The organism is Clostridium sp. KLE 1755 (assembly GCF_000466465.2).
Taxonomy (GTDB): Bacteria; Bacillota; Clostridia; order Lachnospirales; family Lachnospiraceae; genus Eisenbergiella; species Eisenbergiella porci.
Genome location: NZ_KE992738.1, coordinates 239,647 through 266,094 on the forward strand (window position 1 = coordinate 239,647; position 26,448 = coordinate 266,094).

Below are 26,448 nucleotides of genomic sequence, written 5' to 3' on the forward strand. Positions count from 1 at the left end.
TTTCTACATTTGTCTATATTTGTATTCTACACATGTCTAATATAATTGTCAACACATTTTTCGGCAAATGTAGAAAATAAATTTTATTCCCGCGAGCAACGAGCCAAGTAGCCATGCTTGCATGGATATTTGGCGACTGCCGCGAGGGTCAAATACCCCGCTGCTTGCAGCGGGGTATTTGATTTATGTATCCATACGCAATTTCATTTTATAAATGCATAAAGAAATTCCTTTTATACGTCCATACGGAAAAAGGTGGGAGCAAACATGGTAAACAAGCTTCCAAAGTCAGCCCTCACCTTTTTTCAACAGGGCGCAAAACCAACGCCGCCCTTTGTTTTATTCAGGCGGCGTTGGTTATTGACAGGTTATTGGGCAGTAAGCTGTTAGAAAATAAGAAAAAGAAGTTACTTTTTGTTCAGTGTAATCGATCCGGTCTGTGTGCTTGCGGTAATCTGATAGTAGGGCGCGTTTCCGTATTGGACCGGAGATTGTGCGGAGGCGGATTTTTTATCCGGTATCGGGAAAAAGGCATTGATACTGCCTGGGCCGATGTGGGCTGCGTAAAATTCCAGCCCGGTATTTTCCGGGATAGAGGCCCGGATGCTGCCGCTGCCGTTGTCCATGGAAACCGGTCCGGTGGGGATTAGTGTTCCTGCCTTGATACTTCCGCTTGCGCAGGAGAGGCTGCCGTTTCCGCTCAGGCCCGTCAGCTTCAGGCTGCCGCTTGCGGTGGAAACGGTGTAGGCGGCTGCGGATACCTGGCCCAGAGCTGCGGGTCCGGAGGCGGTGGACAGATTCAGACTGCCGGAGACCGTTACATCGCCCGTTTCCATATGGCCGCTGGCATTGCTGATGATACACTGGTAATCCGAGGCCGCCGCCGCAGTTGTGCCAACGGTGATATTGCCCGCTGTGAGGGAGCCGGAGCCGTTGGAAATAATACCGTTCATGGAGGCGTTTACGGCATTCATGCGAAGGCTGCCACTGGAATTGTCCAGTTCCGCCTTCGTGCAGGTGACAGAGCCTGTTTTTGTGGAACCGGAGCTATTGGAAACAACAAGTCCGCTGCGGCTGTTTACATCGGAAAAGGTCATGCTTCCGGAAGCGGTATCCAGGGCTACGGTATCAGCCGTTACCGCCATCGTGCTTTTCATGCTGCCGCTTCCGATGGAGGCGGACAGGTCAGCGCTGAGGTCGGCGGGCAGATAAATGAAGATCTTCGACTGCCATTTCCGGTAAGACAGGCGGGACCATGCCTTATTCCACACACCGGATTCCAGGACCAGCGTGCCGTCTTTTAGGCTGAGCGCTGCAATTTCATTTTCTGCATAATTCCAGGAATTGTTTCCGCAGAATATGTAGGTCAGCGTATTATCGGCGGAAGGGTAAATTGTTACATCCTCATAGGAAAGTGACAGCTGCAGCTCCTTTACGGCCTCCAGGGAGACCGATTCGGTCCGAAGGGCCGTATAGCCTGCCGGAATCTGAGCCTGTTGTGCTGCAGAGGGAGTCTGTGAGGAAACGGGCATCAGGGAGGAAGCGGCGGTGAGTGATACCGGTGAAACCGCATTTTTCCCGGATAAGAAGCTTTCTTCCTGCAGAGGATCGGCGGGAGCGGCCCATGCGCCCAGATAGAAAGCGCCGAAACACAGGCCGGCAGTCAGGGCAGGGGTAAGTACCTTGATCAGGGTTGTTTTTTTCTTTGACATTTTAATGGTATCCAGCCTTTCTTTGATGAATTTTGCGTTTCCGCACAGCGATGCGGAAACAGAATTGATGTGTGCTGGTCCCCTGGCTTCCAGGGCGTTCAGAAGCGTTGAGCCATAGGCTTTCCGTTCCCCGGGGGTCATATTTTTTACCACGGTTTCATCACAGGCAAGTTCGCAGCAGCGGCTGACTTCATGGCAGACCGCATGGGAAACCGGATTGAAAAAGTGGATGCAGGCTGTCAGCTGGAAAATCCATTTAAACCAGACATCCTTTCTTTTGTAATGGATCAGCTCGTGGCGGAGTATGCAGGCCAGGGAGCGCATATCCGGTTCTTTTGCGGCAGGCAGAATAACAGCGGGGCGAAGCATACCTGCCAGCATGGCGGTATCCGTTTCGGGACTGGCCAGCAGCCGGGGAGGTCTACGCACGGACAGTTCCCTGCAGACCGAAGCATAACAGGCGGTGATTTCCTGTGCGGTGACGGCATGGGAAGCGGCATACAGCTTTCTGAGAAAAGCGCGGGAGGCAGCAGCTTTATGCAGAAACAGGAAAACTGCCGTGGCAAGCCAAAGGGTGAAAAGAACAGCGGATACAGGTTCCGCCGCCGGGGCGGGCGGAGCGGAATCCAATGCGGCAGGAACGGCGGCGGACAGTGTGCCCGGCTTTTGGGACTCGTCTTTTACTGCTCCGGAAGCTTTCTCAGGGAATGCTTTGGAAACCGCATTGTTAAACACCTGGTCTGAGGGCAGAGCGGCAGGGGCTGTATCCTCCATAAATGCGGATAGTGCGGATAACTGCCGCATGGCGGCTGACGGATCAGCAAGCAGACTGCCTACCAGGTTCTGCCGTGGGGCAAAGGGCAGCAGCATCCGGAGGGCTACGATGCACCAGATGTAGTACATCCAGGCCCGGCTCAGGTTCCTTTTCAACAGAGGGCGCAGAAGGAATAAAAGCAGCGCCAGCAGAGTACCTGACAGGGACATGGAAAGCAGGAGGAGAAGGAATTCATTCATCATCCGCCTCCCAGAGCTGCCGCAGTTCCCTGATATCCTCCCGGCCGATTTTCCTGTTTTCCACAAGCATGGAAACAAGCTGTCTGGAATCGCCTGCAAACAGGCGGTCTACCAGGGATTCCGTCTGTTCCAGCATGTAATCCTGTTCCGTGAGAGAGGCCGAGTAGTAGGAAACCACCTTTTTATCCCGTATGAGAACGCCCTTTTTCACGAGCTTGCTCAGCATGGTATAAATGGTGGTGTCTTCCCAGCCGCATTTGTCCTTAAGCCGGCGGACAATATCCGTGCTGGGCACCGGTTCCCCGGCTTCCCAGATCACCTTCATGATTTCCAGTTCGGCTTCACTTATTTTATTGTTTTTTTTCATTGTATATCACCTTTTTCTTATTTAACTCTATTGTTATAGAGTATGTGTTCACTCTATCATGATAGAGTACATATGTCAAGGACAAAAAGCCACGGAATTGGGAATGTTTATTCGGTGTAAATCATGATAGAATAAATAAACGGCTGAGAAAAAAGGCAGGTTTCCAAGGCTGCCGGAGGTCGCATTTGCCGGGGATATAGGGGATATAAAGAACAGTTTGAATGGAAAAGGCATCGGTTCAGCCTGGTCTGAACTGTGATTGGAAAAGAGGCAGAGAGGATGAAAACAACACTGAAGGGCTGCGTGGTGGAAAAATGTATCCGCATTTCCGCCCTGTTCAGCGCTTTTGAACGTATTTTTGATAAAGATTATTATTTTGGCGGGGAGACCCATGATTTCTGGGAGCTGGTCTGCGTGGTGGAAGGAGCTATCCGGGTGACGGCGGGCGAAGATATTTTTATGCTGGAGGAAGGACAGGCGGTTCTCCACAGTCCTATGGAATTTCACAGCTTCTGGTCGGAAAAGGGGACTATGCCGCACATCATTGTGGTGACCTTTGCCGCGGATGTCATGCCTGCGCTGAAGGAGCGGAGATTCCGGCTGCTGGAGGGGGAGATAGAAATGCTTTGCGGACTTCTTTCAGAGTCGGAGCGGATTTTCCGGTTTGAACAGGAGATACTTGTGCATCAGATCAATGCCGGCAGGGAAGCGGATGCCCATCTGTTCGTCAGCGGGATTGAAAATATTATCCTGTCAGCCTGTTCCAGGCGGGGAGAGGGCTTTACGGTGATTGAATCCGCCGGCGCCGGAAATTACCGCGCCATTGTCCGGGTACTGGAGGAGCATATGACGGAGCGGCTGTCTCTTCAGGAGGTGTCCCAGCTGTGCAGTATGAGTGAATCCACCATTAAGAAAACCTTTTCACGCTATGCGGGAATCGGGATGGTGGAGTATTTTAACCAGATGAAGATGCGGCAGGCGGCAAGGCTTTTAGAGGAGGGGAAAAGTGTGGGCCAGGCTGCGGAAGCGGTGGGATTCCATGATCAGAATTATTTCAGCACCGTTTTCAAACGTATCGTGGGGATGTCTCCCAGAGCCTACCTGGCGCTGCGGAGGTAGGAAAGGATGGCTTTGGCCTGTTCCGTCTGTTGTGTGAGGATAAGCCGGGAGGCTTGGGCAACAGAAAAAATATATGTCTGAATTCAAAGATTTTATCCCCCAATTCCTATAGAAATATAATTTTGGATATGGTAAAAGTAGAATAAAAGGAAATAAAATAGTGACTGTGAGGGGGACTGAACAGTTACATAAAATAATAAATGGGGGATAAACCAAATGGAAAAATTAAGGGTAGGAGTTATTGGACTGGGAAGCAGAGGACATGGGCTGATGAAGGAGGTTATTCTTCAGATGCCGATGGTGGAGGTAACGGCAGTATGCGATGCTTACGCAGACCGTGCGGAGGAAGGGGGGAGGCTGACGCAGGAAATGTGCGGCAGGCTGCCGGCGGTAACGACGGATTACCGTGAGGTCCTGCGCAGGGAGGATGTGGATGCTGTTGTCATTTCCTGTGCATGGGAAAGCCATATCCCGGTGGCAGTGGAAGCTATGAGGGCCGGAAAAGCTGTGGGAATGGAGGTTGGCGGCGCTTATAGCGTGAAGCAGTGCTGGGATCTGGTGGATGCTTACGAACAGACAGGGACGCCGTTTATGTTCCTGGAAAACTGCTGCTACGGAAGGCGGGAGCTGATGGCGTTAAATATGGTGAAGCAGGGGCTGTTCGGGGAAGTGGTGCACTGCCGGGGCGGTTATATGCATGATCTGCGCACGGAGGTGGGGACAGGCTGTGAGATGCGTCATTACCGTCTGCGTAATTACATACACCGCAATGCGGAGAATTATCCTACGCATGAGCTGGGGCCGATTGCAAAAATTCTTGGCATCAACAGCGGAAACCGTATGCTGACATTAACCTCCATGGCTTCCAAGGCGGTGGGGATGCATGCTTATGCCGCGGAGAGAAATCCGGAAAACAAGTCGTTGGTGAATACGCGTTTTGCCCAGGGAGATGTGGTGAATACTATTATCAAATGTGCGGGAGGGGAAACCATTCTGCTGACGCTGAATACAACATTGCCCCGGTTTTACAGCAGGGATTTTACGGTATGCGGTACGAAGGGGATGTATGAAGAGGAAAATGACACCGTATTTCTGGATCAGAAGTATTCCGAGGAAGATGAATTTGCCTTTAGTAAATACTGGGGGAATGCGAAGGAATATGAAAAGGAGTATGATCATCCGATTTGGAAGAGCTTCCTTAATGACGGCGTGACCGGAGGGCACGGCGGTATGGACTGGCTGGTATTCAAAGCTTTCTTTGAAAGTGTTCTGGAAAAAAGGCCCTGTCCGATAGATGTTTATGATGCGGCGGCCTGGATGAGTATTTCCGCATTAACTGAGGAATCTATTGCCCTCGGCGGGCAGCCGGTTGCAATTCCCGACTTTACAAACGGCATGTGGATGAACCGGGAGGAAACAGCGCTGTAAAAAACAGATTCACTGAAAATACCGTCCGATTTCGGAGAGCTCCGGAATCGGACGGTGTTTTTTTCTACGGACAAAGGTGCTGCGGACGAGTGGTCGTGTCCGCCTTAACCGATGGTTTTCCAATGCTTATCGACTTTGTTCAGGACTTCACAGCCTTCTGCGGTAACAAGAACCAGATCTTCAACCCTGACGCCGAATTTGCCGGGAAGATAGACGCCCGGTTCGATGGAGAAGGTCATTCCTTCCTGCACAACTGCGGTATTGGAAAGGCTTACATCGCCTGGCTCATGATCCTGCAGGCCGATGGAGTGTCCCAGACGGTGGTTAAAATATTCGCCGTAGCCCGCCTGTGTAATGTAATCCCTTGCAGCTTTATCCAGGTCGCAGAAACGGACGCCGGGACGGATAAGGCTTTCGGCTTTTTCATTGGCCTTTCTGACAAGATCGTGGATTTTCGCATAATCGGGATCTGCTTCCTGACAGAAAAAGGTCCGTGTCATATCGGAACAGTAGCTGTCCTTGCGGCAGCCCATATCGATTACGATGCAATCACCCGGTTTTAAAACAGTATCATCAGGCTCATGGTGGGGATCCGCGGCGTTGACCCCGAAAGAAAGAATGGTGTTGAAGCCTTCTTCGACGCCTTCCGCCTGATAAAGAGAACGGACGTAATCAGCGCATTCTTTTTCCGTCATACCCGCTTTTACGAAAGCGGCGGCTTTTTCCATACAGGCGTCATTGATCCGGGAGGATTCCCGCATTTTTTCTTTTTCATATTCATCCTTGATGGAACGGACGTTATCCACACAGGAGGAGGCATTGACATAACGTACTCCGGGATTGCGTTCCATCAAATCAAGAAGGAAGCGTGCGGGCCAGCTTTTGTCTATGCCCATATCAGCTTTTGCGTCCACTGCAGCCGCTACGGTTCCGATACAGTCGTCCGTATCTGTCATCCATATTTTCTCCACATCAATTTCAGGGATGACGAAAAGCTTGTTCAGGAAGAATTTATGCTTCCCATCTGTTCTGAGATACAGCGCATAGAGTCTTTCGTAAGGTTCAATCCAGACACCGGTAAGATACCAGATGCTTAAAGGATCACTTACGATCATCTGTGTCAGCTCTTTCTTTTCCATTTCGGCGCATACCCGGCCAAGGCGATCCAAATAAAGTTGATTCATTTTTGCTCCTGTCTGCGCGTTTCGGCGCTTATGTTTTGTAATTTTATTCATGCAGAAAAAAACGTCCGGGAGAGCTTTTCCCGGCCTTCCCGATAGCCAGGGGAGACGGCATGCGGCTTTAACCGCATAAGACTTTGGGGATAGGGAAAGTTAAGCTTTATATACCTGTAAGGAAGTGAAAAGCTTCTGATCCCTATTTATTATAGATAGATTACGGAAAAAAGAAAATAGGCGAGGCCGCTTTTTTTAGAAAGATTGCCGCTTTTCGGTAACGGTTCAGCGCCATCTGCAATGTTACGCTTTTTGAAACAACTGTTTTATAAAAGGTTTGCATGCAAAAGAGAAGGCTGTATAATGAAGGTAGCATGGAAGCCCTGAAGGACCTGAGCCGTTTTGGGGCATAGCACCAAACGGCAGTGGGAGGCAGTGCGACATATGGAAATGGGATATGCCGGAAGGGGAAAAGCATAAAAGACGGGAACAGGGAAAGGGGAGCTGTTATGTTTCAGTTACCGGAAATGATATTGTTCGACTACGGTCAGACACTTATCGATGAGACAGATTATGATACTATCAGGGGGAATCATGCTGTGCTGCAAAGGGCGGTAAGCAATCCGCGGCAGATTAACGCTTCACAGCTCCAGAAGCTGGCAGATGAGCTGTCAAAGGATATGGCAGAGCTTTTCGGGCCGGAAAAAAGAGCCTTCCCCGGAGGGGAGTTTTCCAGTGCTTCCTTTAACAGGTATCTGTATGAGTATCTGGATATCAAGCTGGACATTCCCTGGAATGAAGTGGAGCGTATTTTCTGGGATCATGCAGCGCCGGGATATCCGACAGCCGGTATGAAGCAGCTTCTCGGTTTTCTTCATGAAAAGGGAATCCGGACCGCGGTGGTCAGCAATATGATGAAGAATTCGGAAACGCTGACACTTCGGATTAACAGATTCTTTCCGGAGAACCATTTCGAGTTTATTATGACCTCCTGCGATTATCTGTTTAAAAAGCCCCATCCCAGGATTTTTAAGATGGCCTGTGCGAAAGCAAAGCTTTCTGCAGAAAAAATCTGGTACTGCGGAGATAATCTGATTTGTGATGTGAAGGGCTCTTACCAGGCGGGCATGAGTCCTGTGTGGTATGGCGCCTGCGCAAAGGCAAACCAGACGCTTGCTGAAGATATTCCTTATTTGACGGTTATGGACTGGAAGGAACTGATTCAGAAAATAGACCGGCTCATTGCAAAAGAGGAACGGTAACTTAATAACAGGAATAAGCAGAAGTCAGAGAGGATGAACATATGGATAAAAAGAAAATAACAGCGATAGTGATCGCAGGCGCCGTCCTGCTTTTCATCATCGCTGTGGTTCTTTTTCTGATAATGTCCAAAAAACAGGATCCGGTAGAGAGCCTGCAAAAAAGCATTGGATATGCGGATGGAAAATTACAGTTTACCATACCTGAAACGTACAATGATTCCTGGTACATCCAAATCAGCGGCCGTACGCAGACGGAAGAGGGCGGCGTGAGCGTGCATTATCTGGAAGAAAACAGCACAGGGAAGAGCTGGGAGAAAAACAGGACATATTCCTTTGAGGTACAGGACGGATACAGCGAGCTGACCATGTTTCTTTCCATTGACGGACAGGATACGGAGATAGACCTGCTGCGTTACTTGCCTTCTTCGAAGTAGGAAGCACAACAGATTGGGTATAAGTTACAGCAAAAATTTCAGGGAGGGAATCCACATGGCAAGACAGCCTAAGCAGGTTCATATCTATTTATATCGTAAAAAAGAGAATCATTATGAATATGCAATACTTCAAAGAGAAGATATGCCCTTTTGCTGGCAGGGAATATGCGGCGGACTGGAGGATAATGAAACAGAAGCTGAAGGCGCCCGGCGAGAGCTTATGGAAGAGGCTGGCGTTATGGAGAATCTGCCTCTTTATCCTCTGGAAAGCGCAAGCAGCCTTCCGGCTAATATTTTTGATAAAGAAACACAGGAACTGTGGGGAAAGAATGTTGTGGTAGTTCCAATGATTTTTTTCGCCATGCCATTTGACGGGACAGTAAAGCTGTCGGAAGAACATACGGATATAAAATGGCTTCCTTATGAAGAAGCTTATGAACTGGTCTATTTTATGGACCAGAAGATAGCCTTATATGAGCTGAATGAAAAATTATTGCGGGGCATTTTGCCACATTAAACAACTAAGACAAACGAAAGCAACATAAAAGAAACGGCCTGACCAAAAGTAAAGGGGACTTTTGGCCAGGCCGTTTTCATGACCGAAAGCGAAGCGATCCGCCCTCAGGTAATGAACTTTGATGGTAACTGTTCCGCAGGTCGGTGCATTTACTGCGCCGTCCATAAGAATGTGCTGCAAGAGAGCTCTGATTTTACTGTACGGCCTTATCCTTCATAAAGCTGTACTGGGACATAAACAGGTTATAGTAAGGTCCTTTGTTCAGCAGCAATTCTTCATGGCTTCCGCTTTCCTGAATCTTGCCTTTATCCACATATAGGATGCGCGTACAGTTCTGGATGGTGGAAAGACGGTGGGCGATGATGAAGGAGGTACGTCCTTTCAGCAGCTCGTTCAGGCCTTTCTGCAGGATGATTTCCGTTTCGGTATCGATGCTGGAGGTCGCCTCATCCAGAATCAGTATTTTCGGGTCGGCCAGCAGTGCGCGGGCAAAGGAAATCAGCTGGCGCTGTCCTGCGGAAAGACGGCTTCCGCGTTCATTTACCTGGGTATAATAGCCGTCCTCCATCTGCATGATGAAGTCATGGGCGCATACGGTTTTCGCAGCCAGGATTACTTCATCGTCCGTCGCCGTCCGGTTGCCGTAGCGGATGTTATCCATAATCGTTCCGGAGAAAATGAAGCTGTCCTGCATCATGACGCCCATCTGCGTGCGCAGAGAATGCAGCGTCACCTTGGAGATATCCGTATCATCAATATAAACCGTTCCGCTGCCGATATTGTAGAAGCGGCTCAGCAGGTTGACAATGGTGGTTTTTCCCGCGCCAGTAGGCCCTACGATAGCGAAGGATTCGCCGGGCATGGCCGTGAAGCTCACGTCATCCAGTGTTTTTATGCTCTCCTCGTAGGAGAAGGATACATGGTCAAAGGTAACTTTGCCAATGATAGGCGGCATTTCCACTGCGCCGGGGGCGTCCTTGACAGCGACAGGCTCGTCGATGGTTTCAAAAATACGTTCCAGATAGGAAATGGCCGTTAACAGGGAGTTATAAAAGTTTGCCAGTGTGGTGATAGGAGACCAGAAACGGCTGATATAGCCGGTAAAGGCAACCAGTACACCTACGGAAGCCGTTCCGCCGCTCATGGCCATATCCACGATTGCCACATACAGAAACGCCGTGGTCACTGCGGAAATAACGTCAACGGTGGGTCCCATCATAAAGTTAAAGCGGACAGCGCGCATCCAGGACTGGCGGTAGCCGTCACTGAGACGGTTGAAAATTCCGCTGTTTTCTTTTTCGCGGACAAAGGACTGGGTCACCCGGATGCCGTTGATGCTTTCTGCAATATAAGCATTCAGGTTGGACTGCTTGTTGCTCTGTATCTGCCATGCGCGGTGCTGCTTTTTCTTAATGAGGCTGGCAAACAGCGCCAGTACGGGAAGGCCGCACATACACATCAATGTCAGCTTCACGTTAATGGAGAGCATGAAAAAGATGATGAAAATCAGGCTGCACAGGTCCGTTATTGTATTCAGCAGACCGTTGGAAAGCAGGTCACTTAAATTATTTACATAGTTTACGACCCGGACCTGGATTTTCCCGTGGGGCCTGTCGTCATAGTAGGAGAAGGGAAGCTCCTGCAGGTGGCAGAAGATATCGGTTCTCAGCTGATGGATGACGGACTGGCCCACCCGGTTGGTAATTTTTATTTTGGCCTTCAGGGAGAACACGGAATACAGGATGATCAGCAGCGTGTAAAAACTGATTCGCAGCAGTCCCTTAACATCCCCCTGGGGAATAATGTCATTCATCACCGTCATGAAAAAACGGGGAATGAGCATGGTCAGCGCACTTGCGGAGAGCATGAGGAAGGCCGCCAGGGCCATATCCTTTTTAAAGGGAAGGACATAATGGCCGAGCCTTTTGAGCTGCCCTAAGTCAAAATGGTCTTCCATGACTTCGTCGATATCGTATCTGTTGCGTGCCATTTTAACGTCCCTCCTTTGCCGGTGTGTGATACTGGTGCTCGAAAACCCGGGCATAATAGCCGTTGTTTGCAAGCAGTTCATCGTGTGTTCCCCGTTCCGCGATACGGCCGTGATCCAGAACCAGAATCTGATCCGCATCCTTCAGGGAAGAAATACGATAGGCAATAATGAAAATTGTATGGTTGCCCTCCAGGTTTTTCAGCTGCTTCTGTATGTAGGATTCTGTTTCCATATCCACCGCGGAGGTGGTGTCGTCCAGAATCAGTATGGCAGGGTCCTTAAGCAGGGCGCGGGCCAGGGAAATACGCTGTTTCTGGCCGCCGGAAAGACCGACGCCGCGTTCCCCCACAATGGTGTCGTAGCCGTCCGGCATAGCCTGGATAAAATGGTTGGCATCCGCGGCAATGGCCGCTTTTTTAACCTTCTCAAAAGGACAGTCGGGCCGGCCGTAGGCGATGTTTCCCTCAATGGTATCGGAAAAGAGGAATACATCCTGCATGGCCATACCGATATTGTCCCGCAGCTCATATAAATCCATGTCCTTTACGTTGACGCCGTCCACCAGCACCTCGCCCTCCGTTGCGTCATAGAAACGGCAGAGCAGGTTCATGATGGTGGATTTCCCTGCGCCGGTAGGACCAAGGATACCGATGGTCTGGTTGGGCTTCACAGAAAAGCTTACATTCTGGATAATATCCTCGCCCTCGGCCTGATAGGATACATTGCGGAATTCAATGCTTCCCTTCAGATGCTTTTTGGTAATGGCATTTTCCGGCTTGCAGATATGAGGATCCTCGGAAAATGTGGTATGTATTTTTTCCACGGAGGTGACGAAGCGCTGTACGTCGTTGACGAACCAGCCCGCCATACGCATGGGCATATTGAGCATCCACAGGTAGCCGTTTACGGTTACCAGGCTGCCCAGGGTTACCTCGCCCCGGATGGCCATGATGCCGCCGTAAAGCATGAGGACAACGGTAAGTATGTTGGAAAAGAATTCAAAAACAGGCACATATTTGGACCAGATTGCCGCACAATCCAGCTCCGCTTTTTTGTAGCCGTCGTTTTCGACTTCGAATTTTTCGGTTTCGTAATCTTCCTTGGCAAAAGCCTTTACCACCCGGTTGCCGCTGATATTTTCCTGGACGAAGGCGTTCAGGCTGGAAAAATGGGTACGGATGTTATGGAAGGCCGGTTTTACCTGCTTGAACTGGCAGAGCGTGAGCACCAGCGTAAAAGGCAGGATGCAGAGCATGCACAGCGCCAGCTTCGTATTGATGGTAAAAATCATGACCAGCGCGAAGCAGAAATACAGGATATTTTCATAAATGGATGAGATGACGTTTGCCACGAAATGGCGGATGGCATCCATATCACCTGTCTGTCTGCTCATCAGGTCGCCGGTGCGGTTGCGGTTATAGAAGTCAAAGTCTTCCATCAGGAGCTTTCTGTAAACCGCATCCCTCATTTTGTACAGCACACCCTGGGAACAGATTTCGAAGTTATAGGGAACCAGGAAGCGGAGAACGCTTCGCACGGCCGTCACCAGCAGAAGTATGGCCACAAGCACAGGCAGCTTGTGATACTGTCCGCCGCTGATAACGTCGTCCACGACCTTACCGCTGACGATAGGATTAATGATGGCGAGTCCTGCCAGAAATGTTACGAGAAACAATCCCAGAAAGAGCCGCTTTCGATAGGGCTTGATAAAGGAATAGAACCATTTCATTGGTGTCATAGGATAATCCCCTCCCGGATGATTAAAAAAAATTACAGTTGCCGCATTCCTTTTTTGTGGAATGAAGTACCTTTTTATATTAGGTGATCGGGAGAAAAATAAAATGTATTTTCTTGTTTTGTTTTTGTATTATTTTGTTCCGGCACAGATAATGCTATACTTGTATTATTCCTGCATAAATATAGAAAAAGCTGCCGGACAAAAAAGACGGCCTACAGCTTGGGGCAGGGAAGCGGCGGCAGGCCAGGTATGGTAATAATGCTCTGATTTGCCGTCAGGAAGGGCAGAGGAGGAACAGGGCCGGATGGATAAAATATTGATTATAGAGGATGAAGAACTGATAAGGGAGGAATTGAAAACACTCCTGTCCAATGCGGGTTATCTGGTGGAGGCCGCAGAGGAATTCGGTAACGTGGCAGAGCTGGTAAGGGCATTGGCCCCGGATCTGATACTGCTGGATGTCAATCTGCCGGGCAGGGACGGATATCATCTGTGCGCCGATATCAGAAGCTTTTCAGATACGCCCATCCTGTTTCTGACAGGACGGGATACGTCCATGGATGAGCTGTATGCGCTGACGATTGGCGGAGATGATTATATCACAAAACCATACAATGTGCCTATTCTGCTTGCCCGGATAAAGCTGCTGCTGAAAAGAGGAAAAAGAGGAGAACAGGCGGAATTGCCGGAATATAAGGGAATGCGTCTCAGCCTGGCCTCGGGTACGCTGTCCTTTGGCGGCCGGGAGGCGGAGCTGACGAAAACAGAGCTGAAGCTGATGTATTATCTGTTCACGCACGCGGGAGAAATAGTCCCAAGGCTTGAACTGGTGGAATTTTTATGGGACAGCCAGATCCATATTGATGACAATACGCTGAGCGTGAATATGATGCGGATACGGGAAAAACTCTGCGCGCTGGGAGCCGGGAACCTGATACAGACAAAAAGAGGGATGGGATATAAAATATGACAATTTCCGATTATCTTAAAAGTACAAGGGCTGTGATTCTCACCTGTCTTGCAGGCGGTTTTTTCTTTTCCGTGCTGTTGCTTCTTTATGGAATTACGCCCCAGGAAATGATCCTGCTGTGGATATGCTTTTTACTCATCGTTGCTGCCAGTCTGTGCTGCGGATATGTGCGTCTTTACAAAAGGCTGCGGTATCTGCTGTCAGTGACGGATTCGCTGGAGAAAAAGTATCTGACGGCGGAGATTGCAGATAAGCCTGTGTCCGCCGCGGAAAAGGTATATTTTCAGATAATGAAGGAAGCGCTGAAGTCCATGACGGACGAGGTGGCGCAGAACAGAAGGACAAACACGGAATACCGGGATTTTATAGAACAGTGGGTGCATGAAATCAAGGTCCCCATGACTGGGATACAGCTATTATGCGAAAATAACAGGTCGGACGTGATCCGGAAAATTATGTCGCAGACAGAGCAGATTGAGCGCGAGGTGGAGCGGGTGCTTTTTTTTGCAAGGCTGGGGAGTGTGGAAAAGGATTATTTTATCCGGGAAATCTCTCTTAAGGATTGTGTCTTTGAGGCGCTTGCCGCAAACAGGCAGTTCCTGATACAGAGCGGGGCCTGCATTCATACGGACGGAATTGGGGATACCGTATATTCGGACAGCAAATGGATAGTCTTTATTATCAGCCAGGTCATAATCAACAGTGTGAAATACCGGAGTGAGGCTTCTCCCGTAATCACGGTGGAATCCGGGAAGAGGGGGGACAGTGTGGTCTTGTCCGTGACGGATAACGGCGTCGGTATTCTGCCCAGTGAAATCGGAAGGATTTTTGACAAGGGCTTCGTAGGGAGCAACGGAAGGGCGGGAAAGGGGGCCACGGGCATCGGTCTTTATCTGTGCAGGCAGCTTTGTCTCAGGCTGGGGATTGCCATGGATGCGCTGTCTGAGCCGGGGAAATTTACAACGATCCGCCTGACCTTTCCTAAAAGCGGGCATCTCACGGTGTAGGACGGTGCTGTTTTAATCCCTGCTGCCTGTAAATTTTCAGTCAGCATATGTTGGATGTGAGCGGCTGACGGTATCCTGTAACTGTTCAGATGACCGGCTGTTACGGTATCTTACAGATTTGTCACATAAGATCAGGAAACATGTATACAAGAAAGAGGCGCCTCCCGGTACAATGGGGTTGGATTCAGGCAGCAGGAGCTTTTGCAGGACTGCCGGTCCAAAATATTAAGGAGGTGTCCATTATGGAGCGTGTATACAGACAGGGAAGGAAAAGGGGCGGACGGAAGGCTGCCTGGATATTGGCTGTTGTTTTTATTTCTCTGGCTGCAGTCCTGTTTTTCCTGGGCGGATCCAGGCAGATCCGATCGGATTCACCGGGAGTGGAATGGATTCAGGAAGAGGGGAGGATTACCCAGGTGGTTATTGACGGGCAGTTCCCTTACTGCAACATCATACCGGCTGTTACAGAGGAGAGTATCAGGGATTCCGGAGGAAATGTGACGGCGATCACCCGGACATATGCCTTTGAGGCCGGATTTTCACTGCGTATGCGGGGAACTTATAAAATTGACATGGAATCTGCCTCAGACATCGCATATACGTATATATTAAAATTTGCAGACAGGGATGTTGTCATTGAAAATGGAAGGGAGGCCGGGTAATTGGGCTGTGCACAAGAAATTCTTCTACGGGTGGAGAATATTGAAAAATACTATGGCGGCCTGGGTACCGTAACCCGGGCGCTGGATCAGCTCAGCTTCCATGTCCGTAAGGGAGAGTATATCAGTATTATGGGCGCTTCCGGTTCCGGGAAAACCACGCTGCTCAACTGCCTCTCCACCATTGATTCTGTGAGCGCCGGGCATATTATGCTGGATGGAAAGGATATTACAAAGCTGCGGGAGGAGGAGCTTGCCGCGTTCCGGCGGGATAACCTGGGCTTTGTATTTCAGGAGTATAATCTGCTGGATACGCTTACTCTGGAAGAAAATATGGCGCTGCCCCTGACGATTCAGGGACTGGGGCCGGAGAAAATTAGCCTGCGGGTCAGGAAGATTGCAGATAAGCTGCAGATTGGCGATGTGCTGGGGAAATTCCCCTTTCAGACGTCGGGAGGGCAGAAGCAGCGTTGTGCCTTTGCCCGCGCTGTGGTATGCGGCCCCAAAATAATTTTTGCGGATGAGCCGACAGGGGCTCTGGATTCCCATTCCGCCCGTGTGCTTCTGGAAATTATTTCACAGCTGCATGAAGATTTGGAAACCACGGTTTTTATGGTGACCCATGATGCATTCTGCGCCAGTTATGCGGAGCGCATCCTGTTTTTGAAGGATGGGAAGATATTCAACGAGCTTGTGAAGGGAGAGAAGACAAGGGGCGTATTCTACCACGAAATCCTGGACGTGCTTTCTCTTTTGGGAGGTGACGGCCAATGCTAGGAAAACTGGTGCTGCGCAATGCAAAAAGGCAGCTGGGGGATTATGTGCTGTATTTTATTACGATAAGCTGTGCCGTGGCATGTATGTATGCTTATAATTCGCTGATTTTTTCTGAGCAGGTCAAAAGGCTTCCCAGGCTGGAGATACTGCCGCTTATGGTGATTGCCACATCCCTGCTGATAATTCTTGTGCTGGGCTGGCTTGTAAGCTATATGACCGGCTATATGCTCAGGAAGCGCAGCAGGGAGCTGAGTATATATATGGTTTCCGGGCTGTCTAACCGGACCATTGCAGGTTTGTTTTTATATGAAAATCTGATGATTGCAGGCATGGCGTTTGTTTTCGGACTGCTGGCCGGCATTCTGTTGTCCAGGCTTGTGGAGGCCGCGGTGCTCAGAATGTTTGGCATGACGTTTACCCTTGGTTTTTCCGTTTCCTTTCAGACGGCAGGAGTGACATTGTTATATTTTGCCGGAATGTATCTGTTTGCCCTGCATAAAAATAAAAGACGGCTCCGGAAAATCAGGCTGTATGATCTGTTGTATTACGATCGGCAGAACGAAGGCAGGCTGCTGAAGCAGAAAAGTTCTTTCCCGGGAGTTTTCATATTGTCACTGCTTGTTTATGCTTTGGGTAACATGCTGATCATACTGCGGCCCATGGGGAAGGGATACGATGTCCTTTTGGGGCTGGCGTTTGTGGTGACTGGCCTTTTTGCTTTCTTTTTCAGCGTGCCCTCTTTTCTGGCTTCACAGCTGGAAAAAAGGAAGGGATGGGCGTACCGGAAAAATCATCTGATTATTTTCAGGGAGTTTACGTCAAAGCTTCGTTCCATGAGTGTGGTGCTTGGAATCCTGTCAGTTTTATTTATGCTGGCGGTATTCTTTTTTGGAACAGGGGCTGCTGCCCGTATTTTTGCGGATCGCAGCGTCGAGCTGAATGTGTTTGATATAATGATACTGCATCCGGGCGGTATGATGGATTTCAGCGCTTATGAAAAACGGATTGGGGAAAGCTTTCCCATACAAAAGAGCTGTTCCTACGGAATCTATGGCTGGGAAAGCAGGGAATTTTTTTCTTTAAGGCGGCAGGCGGCGCAGGAGTTGGAAAAGCCGCAGCGGCTCATATATGCGGAATATCTGTCGGATACGTATATGAAACAGAGCGACTATCTTTATCTGAGGCAGATGCTGGGATATGAAATCCCGGAGGTTTACGAAAATACCTGTTATGTCCACTGCACGCCGTCTCTTGCCGGCAAATTTTCGGATTATATGGAGAAGGCCGGGACAATAGAGGTGAATGGATATGAACTGAATGCAGGAGGCGTTTTCTCAGAGCCGTTCAGCCAGAATGATACCTACGGCAATGGCCTGGATTATGTTGTTGTGGTTCCTGATAAGGTGACGGACGGGATGGAGATACGGTACGGTCTGTATGCGGCAGTTACGGAGCAGCCTTTGAACAGCGCGGAGCTTGAACAGCTGACGGACGGCGGGCTTATTCTTTTGGACAGGGGGAATGGGAAATCTGTTTCCCAAGGGAAATCTGTTTCCGAAGGGAGGCCTGCCTCCCCGGGAAAGTCAGCTTCCTGTGAGGGGTTAACCTCCCGGGATGAATCAGTTCCCCCTGACGATTTACTATCTATGGAAACAGGACGGGCGGTCACTTCTTTGATATATCCGGATAAGGATTACCTGTCAGGCAAGTGGGTGCAGAAGGAATCGCTTTCTCAGATTTATGTGCTGCTTATCTGCTTGGTATATCTGTCTGTCATTCTGGAAATTACCGGGGCGGCAATTCTTGCAACGCAGGCCCTCAGTGACGGTGAAAAAAAGAAAAGACGGAACAGTATTCTTGGACAGCTGGGAATGAGCGGGAAACAGATTGCCAGGTTAGATAACCGACAGCTGATGCTGTTGTTTCTGCTGCCGCTGCCTCCGGCTCTTATTACCAGCGGCCGGCTGATATATGACGGGGCGCGAAAGCTGCTTCTTGATACTTTGGGAATGCCTGTATTTACGGGAAATATGTGGATTTGGCAGGCGGTGGCAATGGCGGTTGGATTTTTTGCGGCATTGTACGGGATTTATTATGGGGCTGTGAGAATAGCGGCTGAAAAACAGATGGGATAAAGCAGTGCTTCAATAGAATAGCAGAACGGGTAAAATGCAGCCGCAGCAGGCAAATGAAATCATATCAAACCGGCTGCGGCTCATATTGTTTGTGAGCCGACGGTTACTGTCCGAGAATCATCTGCGCTATCTGCAGGTCGCTCACGGAAGGGCCTTCAGCGATTAATGCCATTACTTTTTCAACATAGGCGGTTTCCAGTTCCAATTCTTCTGCTATGGCAGAAGCATCAAGCCCTTTCGCTCTCTTTTTCCTGATGATAGCTACAAATTTTGCTTCCACTTCAGCTTTCCCTTCGGCAAGCCCTTTTTCAAATCCGTCATTTACAAGCATTTTCCCAAGTTCTGTCATTGCAATTACCTCCTTCACTTCGGCCAATTCCTTTTTATTTAAAAATTTAAAAGCTAATGTATACAGCACGGCCTTCATTTTTTCCAGTTCAATCGGAGTTACCGTTTTTGAAGCATACTGTATAAAATTCAGGCTTTTTATAATCCGTTCCCCGATTCCCATATTCCCGGACATCAGGGGCGTCAGAAGCAGGGAAACCAGATCTTCTTTCTCCAGGGGCATTCCCTGCTCCTGCTTTTCTTTTACGCAGGCGAACAGCCGGTCCGAATCCTTATTCTTCAGACGGATAAGCTTTACATGATAAACATTGATGCCCTCTGCCAGTGAGCTTATGGGCCTTTTCACTTTAGAGGAGCAGATTACATAAGTAATGACCGCAACATTAAAGGTTCGGGCCGTTGTTGCCTCGTATTCCCGGAACCGTTTCAGATCCTTGCGTGTGACGGAGTCACTTTCAAACTCCAGATGTACCCAGAGGTTATTCGTTGAGATGTAGTTGAAATCCTGGTACATCTGTTTCGCTTCCAGCGTCACATTTTCAGTGGGGGCAACGTACCGTACGTTATCGGTTATCCCCAGCAGAGGCAGAAGCTCTTCGCCGAAATACTGCGCCGCCGTTTTTAAAGCCAGATCCTCATGGTGAATGTTCTGCGGATCGGCCTGATTTGTCACTTCTTTTTCTTCGTGTTCCTGCACACAGCCTCCTGTTCCGTAAGCTATGTGTAAATATCTATCTTCCATTTAATTATAGCTGGTAATCCGACACATGGCAACCGTTTCTTACTGTTATTATGGTAATAGATTTTGTTATTTTGGAATAAAAATATTTGCTCTCATAGTGGAATTATTGTCCGATTGGACAGAAAAATCGATTTGATTGTATATGTAAAAATAAACTTGGCAGATAGGATTTACACAATCGGCAGCCAGTGTGTTTTTTATAATAACACAGCATGGCGGAAATAAAAAATGAAAATTATATAAAATAACATGGCGAAGGAAATCCTGGCTGTTCCCGGGAAAGTGCGCTCCTGTCCGGCAGGAAACCGGCGCTGTAAAAACACAGCAGCCCGGATTCCATTTCCCTGCCGTCAGCTGTACTTCAAAATAACCGTTTCCACCACATCCGCCACGTCCTCGCATTTATCGCAGCATTTTTCCAGTCTGTCATAAATTGCGGTCCAGGACAGGATTTCCACGGCGTCGCCGGATTCGGAATACAGCCTGCGCATGGCTTCTGTGTAAAGCTTGTCGCCGTTTTCCTCCAGATGGTTGATTTCGATTATCATATCCTTAATCGCTTTGGATTTGCGGAATTCAGGGAATTCCACCATCAGCTTCTTCAGGGCGCAGCAGCAGTCGCAGATAATGCTGACGAAGGAAACGGCGTCCTCGCGCAGGGAAGTGATGCGGAACATATACAGCCGCAGCAGTATGTCCTCCAGGCTGTCGGTCACGTCATCGAGCGCGCTGGAGAGCTCCATGATGTCCTCCCGGTCGATGGGAGTGATGAATTCCTTCAGCAGCTTTTCCATCAAATCATGTTTGGCAAGATCCGCCGTATGTTCTATATGATGGAGGGCCTCCATGCAGGCCGGCAGCTGTTCGGGATCGAAGCTGATAAAGTTTTCCTTCAGCATATCCGCCGCCTGGCAGGAATAGGTTACGGCCTGGATGAACATGTCAAAATAATTATTTTCTTTTTTTCTACCCATTGCAATATCCTTTCAATGAAATGAAATAATGTTTTGTAACTGTTCAGAATATAAACAAAAACAGCCTGGCACACAGATAGCCAATCAGTCCGCAGCCCGGGAAGGTAAGAACCCAGGTGAGCACCATTTCACGGACCACTCCCCAGTTTACACTGGAAAGCCTTCTGGCCGCGCCCACGCCCATGATGGCCGTGGTTTTCGTATGTGTGGTGGAGACGGGGATGCCGGTCAGCGAGGAGAGCAGAAGACAGGCCGCGCCGGCCATATCCGCGGCAAAGCCCTGGTATTTTTCCAGCTTTACCATATCCATTCCCACGGCCTTAATGATGCGGTAGCCGCCGATGGAGGTGCCCAGGGCCATCACGGCGCTGCACAGAATCATGAGCCACAGGGGAATGCGGAAGCTGGTCACATTATCCTGTCCGTTTGCGAGAAAAATCCCGAGCATGAAAACACCCATGAATTTCTGGCCGTCCTGTGCGCCGTGCATAAAGGCCATGGCCGCCCCGCCTGCAATCTGCGCCCCGCCGAAAAATCCGGTGGTTTTGGGCCGATCCATGTTTTTGCACACCGTCTCCACAGTTTTTGCCGACAGCCAGCCCAGCAGGAAACCCAAAAGTGTGGAGAGGATCAGGCCATAGATAACCTTGATCCATTCGGAGCCGTTGATTCCTGCAAAGCTGTTGTGCATGGCAACCGCGGCGCCGGACAATCCGGCAATCAGCGCATGGCTTTCACTGGTAGGAATCCCGAACCACCATGCGGCCGCAGCCCAGGAGACAATAGCTACCAGAGCGGCGCACAGGGCGGTGAGGGCCTGATCCGGGTTACCGCCAAAATCCACCATATTATAGATGGTGGAAGCCACGCTGGCATTGATCATTGTCATGACAAAAACTCCGAGAAAATTAAAGAACGCCGCCATGAGAATTGCCGCCTTCGGGCCGATGGCTCTTGTGGAGACACAGGTGGCGATGGCGTTGGGGGCGTCGGTCCAGCCATTGACGAGAATTACGCCCAGAGTCAGCACAACGGTGACCGCCAGAACCGGGCTGGAAAGAAGCTGTGACAGAAAAGAAGAGAAGCTGATAGTCATTTCTTTACCCTTTCTCAACATGTTTCAAACATAATATTTACATGGCCTATTATAATGAAAGAAAACGGGAAAAACATGCTTTCTGCATTGATTTTACAAACATTTTACATAGGTTAAGATAGTGCAAAAAAGTGGGAAAAACAAAAAAAGGATTCCCGGAAGCCTTACGGCCCGGGAACCCTTTCGGGAATCAGTTAAACTGCGCATCTGTATTGTATTATGTAAGGGATTTACAGCTGCTTCATAAGGGAACAGATGAGGTCAACACATCTTTCACGGCCAAGCGCAGTGCTGTTGAGGACGAGATCATAGCTTTCGGCGCGTCCCCATTTTTTGTCGGAGAAGAAATTGTAGTAAAGGCTTCTGTCCTTATCCATCTTTTTGATGAGCGTTTCCGCTTCTTTTGCTGAAATGTTCTGGCGCTCCATGATCCTTTTAACGCGCTCAGGATGATTGGCCCGGATAAAAACGGATATGACGTTCGGATAGCTTTCCAGCACGGAATCTGCGCATCTGCCAACGATGATGCAGGATTCCTTATCTGCCAGCTGCCGGATGATCTGGGACTGCACATTGAACAGCATGTCGTTCATGGGAAGCCCGAAGCCGGTCATTTCGTTGGAGTAATCCGAGGGTACGGTATAGAGCCAGGGATTTGCCCTCTTTTCATCCACGGGCTTGAGATGCTCCATGCCGATACAGCTTTTTTCGGAAGCCAGCTGGATCAGCCTGCTGTCATAGCATTCGATGCCCAGCTTCTGTGCCGCGAGCTTGCCGATTTCATGGCCGCCGCTGCCAAATTGCCTGCCGATTGTAATAATTGTGTTTGCCATATAAAAGCCCCCTTTTTATTAATTGCAAACGCCCCGTCATTACCTGCAACAGTTGGGCTGACCGAACTGTTGCCATTACCTTTCCTTACTTTAATAGTACCTCAAAAAGGCGGCTTTGAAAAGGGAATAAGAACCATTTGAAGAAATGAATAAAAACTTGCTTTTTGCAGTGGTATATTTATAATAGAAGAATAAGATTATATCTGTAAAAAGAAAGGCAGAGGATGATGCGGCTGGCGGGACTGGAAGAGCTTTCCGAGGAGGAGGCTTTTTTTACTTATATGCTTGAAAAATATGCATTGGCTTTTTCAGAGGCTCTGACGCTTGAGACCGCTGAGGATTTTATCTATCTGAGCGATCCCAAAACCTATGAGCTGTATCTGATCAGTGTGGCTGAACCGGGACGGATAAAGGAAACCTGGGGAGACTACAAGGGAAAAAAGTGCTATGAGGTGCTGCAGAACAGGAAGGAGCCCTGCCCGTTTTGTACCAATGCCGTATTGCGCAGAGATCAGTATTATATATGGAAGCATCATAATGATGTAATAGACGGTGATTATATTCTGAAGGATAAGCTTGTGGAATGGGAAAAAAAGCTTGTCCGTATGGAAGTGGTAATGGATGTTTCCAGGCCGGAGCGGACGGATGAGGTGATCCAGCGTTCCCTTTATGGCCAGAATATGCTTTCTTCCTGCATGAGGCCTTTGATTGAGGCGGAGAGCGTGGTTGAGGCCTCCAGGGAGCTGCTGGCCGAAATCTGCCGTTTTTACGGTTCGGAGGAAGGCGTTATGCTGCTTTTTTCCCGGAAAGGAAGAGTGGCTGTCTGGAATCAGCGGCGGGAGGAATACCAGGTTCTGGAAAAGAAGCCCATTTCGGAGAAAACCATTGCCTGCTGGGAAAAAATCCTGAGCAACGAAAAGCAGGTGGTCATAAAAAATGTGGAGCAGCTTGCCGGGGAGGATGAAGGGCTTTATCTGAGGCTGAAAAGGGATAAAACGGAATCCTTCTGCCTGACGCCCATATTTGCAGGCAGCCGCCTCCTTGGCTTCATCGGCCTGAAAAACATAACGAAATACTGGTCCGAGCTTGCCATTCTTGGCATGCTTGCCAGCTATATATCCACCTTCCTGATTAAGGAAGAGCTGCAGTTTGAAAACAGAAGAATCCTTTATTTTGACCAGCTGACGCAGTTCTTGAATTTTGAAGGCTTCAGGGTCCAGGCAGTAAAGCTTCTCAGTGAAAATCCGGACAGGAAATACGTGCTCTGGTACTCGGATTTGAAAAAATTCAAATACATAAATGATGTGTACGGCTATGAAACCGGGGACCGCTTTTTAAAGTACTGGGCCGACTGCATCCGGGAAACGCTGAAGCCTTATGAAACCTTCGGCAGGATATCCGGCGACAAGTTCGTTGTCCTGCGCAGCTTTGAAAGAAGTGAGGAGCTGGAGGAACGTTTCCGGCGGATTACGGAAAAGCTGAACGGTTTTGCAGGAGACTCCCGCCGGTTCCGCGTGGAGCTTGCCTGCGGTGCATATCGGATGGAAAAGCCGGAGGATCGGCTCAGTCTGAATGAGATGCTGGACAGAGCCAACATTGCTGAAAAAAGCGTTAAAAGCCTTCCGGGAAGCCATATGGCTGTTTATGATGAAAAGATGCGCAGCAGGGTGGTGCAGGAGCTGGCCATGGAAGCGGCAATGGCTGACGCACTGCGTAAAGAGGAGTTTGAGATGTATCTCCAGCCACAGATTTCCCTGAAAAAATCGGGAGTCCTGCGGGCGGAAGCCCTGGTACGCTGGCGCGGGGCAGACGGGAAACTTATATTCCCGGCAGATTTTATCGATTTGTTTGAACGGGAGGGGATTATATTCCGCCTGGATTATTACATGCTAGAGCAGGCCTGCAGGTTCCTGAAGCAATGGTTGAGGCAGCAGGGAAGACCCCTGTGTATTTCTGTCAATGTATCCAGGACAACCATGCTGCAGCCTGATTTTACAGAAAATTGCCGTCGCCTGAAAAGACAGTACGAAATACCCGACGGATATCTGGAGCTGGAATTTACCGAGGGCGTGATTGTGGAAAATCATGACATTTTCCGCGAAATTGTAAAAGGGCTGCAGGAACACGGGTTTTCCTGCGCCATGGACGATTTTGGGGCGGAACAGTCCTCCCTGAATATCCTGAAGGATATTCCTATGAATGTGCTGAAATTTGACAGGAGGTTTTTTGAGCGGGGAGAGTATGAGGAAAGGGGACGGGCGGTGGTAGCCTGTATGCTGAACCTGGCTGAGACGCTGAAAATGGAAACGGTGGCCGAGGGCGTGGAGGATATGGAGCTGGTGGATATGCTGCGGGAAATGGGCTGTGATTTCATACAGGGCTATGTATACGCCAGACCTATGCCGGCCGGAGATTACAGAGAATTTATGGAACGGTTCCTTGCCGGACAAAGAGAAAAGTAACGGCAGGGGGAGGACGGATATAAAAAAGAGAGGTTAAAAAGGGGGTAAAAAAACGTCGGTTATCAGAACCGGCGTTTTTTTAATAAGGAAGTACTGCGATCTTACTCCAGCCGCCGGCTGCGCTTCAGCCAGTTGCCCCGCAGATAATATACGATAAACATAACCGAGGTGACCGTCCAGGTCAGCGGATAGCTGAAGGCCACGGTTGACAGCTCCGGACGCAGAGGCACGATGGCCAGAATCCACACCACACGCAGCACACAGATGCCGAAGCAGGTGAGCAGCATGGGAATGACGGAATCTCCGCAGCCCCTGGCGGTGCCGCCCAGGATTTCAATACATATATAAGTAATGTAGCTGGGTGAGATCACACGCATCATCTGCAGGCCGATGGCGGTAACATTTGCATCAGAGGTAAACAGGCGGAAGAAAACCCTGCCGCCCAGCAGGACTATTGCACTGAGCAGGACGCTGGTAAAGGCCGCCATGCCCAGGCAGACGCGGACGCTTTTATGAATCCGGTCATATTTTCCCGCGCCGAAGTTCTGACCGGCAAAGGTGGTGATGGCCACGCCGTAGGCGCCCATGATCATCCAGAAAATGCCGTCCATCTTTCCGTAGGCCGTCCAGGCGGCAATGGTATCCGTACCGAAGGAATTGATGCTTGCCTGGATGATCAGATTGGAAATGGAATACATGGTGGACTGCAGCCCGGCGGGCAGACCGATACGGATGATATTGTTCAGCATTCCGGGGTAAAAACGGATCTCCTTCAGTGACAGCTTGTAGGAATCCTCCGTCCGCATCAGGGCGGTAAGGACCATGACGGCGCTGACTACCTGGGAAAGGGCGGTTGCAATGGCAACGCCGGCAACACCCAGCTTCAGCCCTACCACAAAGAAAATATCCAGCACAATATTCACAAGGCAGGAGAGGATCAGGAAATACAGCGGACGTTTGGAATCTCCCACAGCGCGCAGTATACCGGACCCCATATTATAAATCAGGGAAGGAATCACACCCAGAAAATAAATGCGCATATAAACAACGGAGAGGCGCATGATATCATCAGGCGTATTCATGAGGCGCAGAGCCGCTCCTGCAAAAATAATGCCCAGTACCATGATAATTGCGCCGCCGGCGATGGACAGGGCAATGGAAGTATGTACGGCCCTTTTTACATCTGTTTTGTTTTTGGCTCCGTAATATTGGGAAATAATAACGGTAGCGCCGGAAGAGAGCCCTACAAAGAAGCCCACCAGAAGGTTGATGAGTGTTGACGCCGGTCCGCCCACCGCCGCCAGCGCTTCTTTTCCCACAAAATTGCCTACAATTACGGCATCGGTGGTATTATAGAGCTGCTGAAAAAAAGTGCCGAACAGAATCGGGAAAAAGAAGAGCAGAAGCTGCTTCCAGATAACACCTTCCGTAATTTGGTTTCCAGTCTGTTTTTTCATAAGTAGAGTCCCCCCATACAGCTTTAAAGATGAATTGATTGCAAAAAAATAACCGCCCGAAAAATATGGGCGCTTCCTATTATAAATGCTCCGCGCCCGAAACTCAATAGGGAAGATCGGGATAAAGGCAACCGCCGCAGTTTTGCCAGTGTATCGGCCGCTGTGCGTCCGGAGCCTGTCGTCGTCTTCCGTACCGGTGTGCGCGGCCCGGGCAGCGGAGGGATGCAGGGGG

At 49.6% G+C, this 26,448-nt stretch carries 21 protein-coding genes; 11 read left to right on the forward strand and 10 right to left on the reverse strand.

The features are described 5' to 3' along the window. Positions 1-407: 407 nt before the first annotated feature. Together HMPREF1548_RS20190 and HMPREF1548_RS20195 are read right to left on the reverse strand one after the other, a co-directional pair. The gene (locus HMPREF1548_RS20190) at positions 408-2,729 is read right to left on the reverse strand and encodes a M56 family metallopeptidase (RefSeq protein ID WP_021638373.1); all 2,322 of its coding nucleotides are present in this window, start codon (positions 2,727-2,729) and stop codon (positions 408-410) included. Beyond that, positions 2,719-3,093, reverse strand: coding sequence for a BlaI/MecI/CopY family transcriptional regulator (locus HMPREF1548_RS20195; RefSeq protein ID WP_021638374.1), 375 nt, complete (start codon positions 3,091-3,093; stop codon positions 2,719-2,721). The genes HMPREF1548_RS20190 and HMPREF1548_RS20195 overlap by 11 nt, the downstream gene beginning before the upstream one ends. Positions 3,094-3,372: 279 nt before the next feature. On the opposite strand from HMPREF1548_RS20195, the gene HMPREF1548_RS20200 reads away from it, so the two are divergent. Together HMPREF1548_RS20200 and HMPREF1548_RS20205 are read left to right on the forward strand one after the other, a co-directional pair. Continuing rightward, complete coding sequence (locus tag HMPREF1548_RS20200; RefSeq protein ID WP_035323024.1) at positions 3,373-4,212, forward strand: helix-turn-helix transcriptional regulator; 840 nt, start codon at positions 3,373-3,375, stop codon at positions 4,210-4,212. Between the two features lie 216 nt (positions 4,213-4,428). Then, the gene (locus HMPREF1548_RS20205; protein WP_021638377.1) at positions 4,429-5,640 is read left to right on the forward strand and encodes a Gfo/Idh/MocA family protein; all 1,212 of its coding nucleotides are present in this window, start codon (positions 4,429-4,431) and stop codon (positions 5,638-5,640) included. A gap of 104 nt (positions 5,641-5,744) precedes the next feature. Here HMPREF1548_RS20205 and HMPREF1548_RS20210 read toward each other — a convergent pair whose 3' ends face one another. Beyond that, positions 5,745-6,824, reverse strand: a complete 1,080-nt coding sequence (locus HMPREF1548_RS20210; RefSeq protein WP_035323133.1) for a M24 family metallopeptidase — start codon at positions 6,822-6,824, stop codon at positions 5,745-5,747. 500 nt (positions 6,825-7,324) lie between these two features. Between HMPREF1548_RS20210 and HMPREF1548_RS20215 the strand changes: the two genes are divergently transcribed. Genes HMPREF1548_RS20215 through HMPREF1548_RS20225 form a run of 3 tightly spaced genes read left to right on the forward strand, consistent with a single transcriptional unit; the run spans position 7,325 to position 9,028 of the window. After that, positions 7,325-8,077, forward strand: coding sequence for an HAD family hydrolase (locus tag HMPREF1548_RS20215; RefSeq protein ID WP_035323025.1), 753 nt, complete (start codon positions 7,325-7,327; stop codon positions 8,075-8,077). 41 nt (positions 8,078-8,118) lie between these two features. Continuing rightward, on the forward strand, positions 8,119-8,511 hold the full coding sequence (locus tag HMPREF1548_RS20220; protein ID WP_021638381.1) for a hypothetical protein: 393 nt from the start codon (positions 8,119-8,121) through the stop codon (positions 8,509-8,511). 55 nt (positions 8,512-8,566) lie between these two features. Beyond that, complete coding sequence (locus HMPREF1548_RS20225; protein ID WP_021638382.1) at positions 8,567-9,028, forward strand: NUDIX domain-containing protein; 462 nt, start codon at positions 8,567-8,569, stop codon at positions 9,026-9,028. A 193-nt stretch (positions 9,029-9,221) separates the two neighbouring features. On the opposite strand, the gene HMPREF1548_RS20230 is transcribed toward HMPREF1548_RS20225, so the two are convergent. Continuing rightward, a complete protein-coding gene (locus HMPREF1548_RS20230) occupies positions 9,222-11,018 on the reverse strand; it encodes an ABC transporter ATP-binding protein (protein WP_021638383.1) in 1,797 nt (598 codons plus the stop codon). A gap of 1 nt (position 11,019) precedes the next feature. Next, positions 11,020-12,756 (reverse strand): ABC transporter ATP-binding protein, encoded by a 1,737-nt coding sequence (locus tag HMPREF1548_RS20235; RefSeq protein WP_025488930.1) that lies wholly within the window; start codon positions 12,754-12,756, stop codon positions 11,020-11,022. 304 nt (positions 12,757-13,060) lie between these two features. On the opposite strand from HMPREF1548_RS20235, the gene HMPREF1548_RS20240 reads away from it, so the two are divergent. From HMPREF1548_RS20240 to HMPREF1548_RS20260, 5 genes are all read left to right on the forward strand, one after another. Next, positions 13,061-13,726 (forward strand): response regulator transcription factor, encoded by a 666-nt coding sequence (locus tag HMPREF1548_RS20240; RefSeq protein ID WP_021638386.1) that lies wholly within the window; start codon positions 13,061-13,063, stop codon positions 13,724-13,726. Continuing rightward, a complete protein-coding gene (locus tag HMPREF1548_RS20245) occupies positions 13,723-14,733 on the forward strand; it encodes a sensor histidine kinase (protein ID WP_021638387.1) in 1,011 nt (336 codons plus the stop codon). The genes HMPREF1548_RS20240 and HMPREF1548_RS20245 overlap by 4 nt, the downstream gene beginning before the upstream one ends. 242 nt (positions 14,734-14,975) lie before the next feature. Beyond that, on the forward strand, positions 14,976-15,395 hold the full coding sequence (locus HMPREF1548_RS20250; protein ID WP_147331889.1) for a hypothetical protein: 420 nt from the start codon (positions 14,976-14,978) through the stop codon (positions 15,393-15,395). Next, entirely contained in the window at positions 15,396-16,169 is a 774-nt protein-coding gene (locus HMPREF1548_RS20255; protein ID WP_021638389.1) for an ABC transporter ATP-binding protein, read from the forward strand. Further along, positions 16,163-18,304 (forward strand): FtsX-like permease family protein, encoded by a 2,142-nt coding sequence (locus tag HMPREF1548_RS20260; protein WP_021638390.1) that lies wholly within the window; start codon positions 16,163-16,165, stop codon positions 18,302-18,304. The genes HMPREF1548_RS20255 and HMPREF1548_RS20260 overlap by 7 nt, the downstream gene beginning before the upstream one ends. A gap of 103 nt (positions 18,305-18,407) precedes the next feature. Here HMPREF1548_RS20260 and HMPREF1548_RS20265 read toward each other — a convergent pair whose 3' ends face one another. The 4 genes from HMPREF1548_RS20265 to HMPREF1548_RS20280 all read right to left on the reverse strand — a co-directional run bounded on the left by HMPREF1548_RS20265 (position 18,408) and on the right by HMPREF1548_RS20280 (position 22,297). Then, the gene (locus HMPREF1548_RS20265) at positions 18,408-19,349 is read right to left on the reverse strand and encodes a hypothetical protein (protein ID WP_243005918.1); all 942 of its coding nucleotides are present in this window, start codon (positions 19,347-19,349) and stop codon (positions 18,408-18,410) included. A 395-nt stretch (positions 19,350-19,744) separates the two neighbouring features. After that, positions 19,745-20,368, reverse strand: a complete 624-nt coding sequence (locus HMPREF1548_RS20270; RefSeq protein WP_021638392.1) for a DUF47 domain-containing protein — start codon at positions 20,366-20,368, stop codon at positions 19,745-19,747. A 43-nt stretch (positions 20,369-20,411) separates the two neighbouring features. Continuing rightward, positions 20,412-21,464 (reverse strand): inorganic phosphate transporter, encoded by a 1,053-nt coding sequence (locus HMPREF1548_RS20275; RefSeq protein WP_025488933.1) that lies wholly within the window; start codon positions 21,462-21,464, stop codon positions 20,412-20,414. Positions 21,465-21,694: 230 nt separating this feature from the next. Then, positions 21,695-22,297, reverse strand: coding sequence for a cytidylate kinase-like family protein (locus HMPREF1548_RS20280; protein ID WP_021638394.1), 603 nt, complete (start codon positions 22,295-22,297; stop codon positions 21,695-21,697). Positions 22,298-22,521: 224 nt separating this feature from the next. Between HMPREF1548_RS20280 and HMPREF1548_RS20285 the strand changes: the two genes are divergently transcribed. Next, a complete protein-coding gene (locus HMPREF1548_RS20285) occupies positions 22,522-24,759 on the forward strand; it encodes a sensor domain-containing phosphodiesterase (RefSeq protein ID WP_021638395.1) in 2,238 nt (745 codons plus the stop codon). 101 nt (positions 24,760-24,860) lie between these two features. Here the strand turns inward: HMPREF1548_RS20285 and HMPREF1548_RS20290 are convergent, their stop codons facing one another. Continuing rightward, the gene (locus HMPREF1548_RS20290; protein WP_025488935.1) at positions 24,861-26,216 is read right to left on the reverse strand and encodes an MATE family efflux transporter; all 1,356 of its coding nucleotides are present in this window, start codon (positions 26,214-26,216) and stop codon (positions 24,861-24,863) included. Positions 26,217-26,448 lie beyond the last annotated feature (232 nt).